The sequence below is a fragment of the Streptomyces sp. NPDC044061 genome, assembly GCF_056434305.1.
In genome coordinates, this window is the sequence record NZ_JBWKFL010000193.1 from 1 (window position 1) to 1,130 (window position 1,130).

The window sequence follows — 1,130 nt, forward strand, 5'->3', positions numbered from 1 at the left end:
CGGCTTCGGCTTCGGCTTCGGCTTCGGCTTCGGCTTCGGCTTCGGCTTCGGCTTCGGCTTCGGCTTCGGCTTCGGCTTCGAGGGGAGTGTGGCAGGACTCGGTCAAATGGACCTTGTAGCCCAGCCAGAACAGCTCCTCGCCCTTGGCCGCCCAACGCGCATCGGCGTCGTAGGGCGAGGCCAGGCGGATACTGCCGGGCGGGACGCCGTCCGTGTCGGCCTCCCGCTTCCTGACCACCTCCCGCCCCCGGTTGTCGGTGTGGATGTAGTAGGTCTGCACCAGCACCTGCCGCAGCAGCTGCACGGCCTCGATCTCGCGGATCCACGGCGGGGCGGCATCGGCCCAGGCCGCCCGGCACAGAGTCAGCGCGTCCTGCCCGAACACCTGGGCGAGCCGGTCGCGCTTGGCCTTGGACGCGGGCATCGTCCAGCCGTTGATCCGCTCCCCGTAGCGGTGCGCGAACTCGGCGACGTCGACTACCTCGGCGAGCCAGGCGGGGGCGGCCACCGCCAGCGCCTCCAGGGCCGCCCGCACGCTCTGGCCGGCCAGCTCGGTGCGGTTCAGGTCCCGGACCGCGCTGATGACGTGGGTGGCGTCGGTGCGCTGCCTGCCGCCGGCGGCCACCAGCCCGGCCTCCTTGCAGTGCTCCAGCAGCCGGTCGAAGACCGTGCGCTCCAGTCCGTGCCCGGCCAGCCTCGCCCGGAACCGGGGCAGCACGCTGTGGTCGAAGCCGGTGTCCGCCAGCTCCATCCCGAGGGCGTATTTCCAGTCGATCGCGCGTATCGCCATCGCCGCGGCCTGCCGGTCGGTGAGGTTCTCGGCGAACTGCAGCACCGTCACCAGCGACAAGGCACCAGGTGAGAGCCCCGGCGCCCCGCGCACCCCGAACGCCTCGGCGAACGGCTCGTCGGCGAAGACCTCCGCGAGCCGGTCGCGGACCCGGATCGCCAGGCTGCCCTTGGGGAACGCGGCGCGGGCCACCACCGCGGTCTGCTCGGGAACCGGCAGCAGGCCCTTGGGCCGCATCGACATCTACATCACCCCCGCGGCCACACGACGGGAAAGGCGACCGCTCAGGCGATCATCGCGTACTCAGCCGATGCCGCGTCAGGAATTGCGCACCAGAGTC

At 71.7% G+C, this 1,130-nt stretch carries 1 protein-coding gene; it reads right to left on the reverse strand.

Annotated features, from left to right (window positions below; translation table 11 throughout):
* Positions 1–1,033, reverse strand: a 1,033-nt coding sequence (locus tag AC07CM_RS51040) for a transposase (RefSeq protein WP_478883381.1), incomplete at its 3' end; no start/stop codon positions are given.
* Positions 1,034–1,130 lie beyond the last annotated feature (97 nt).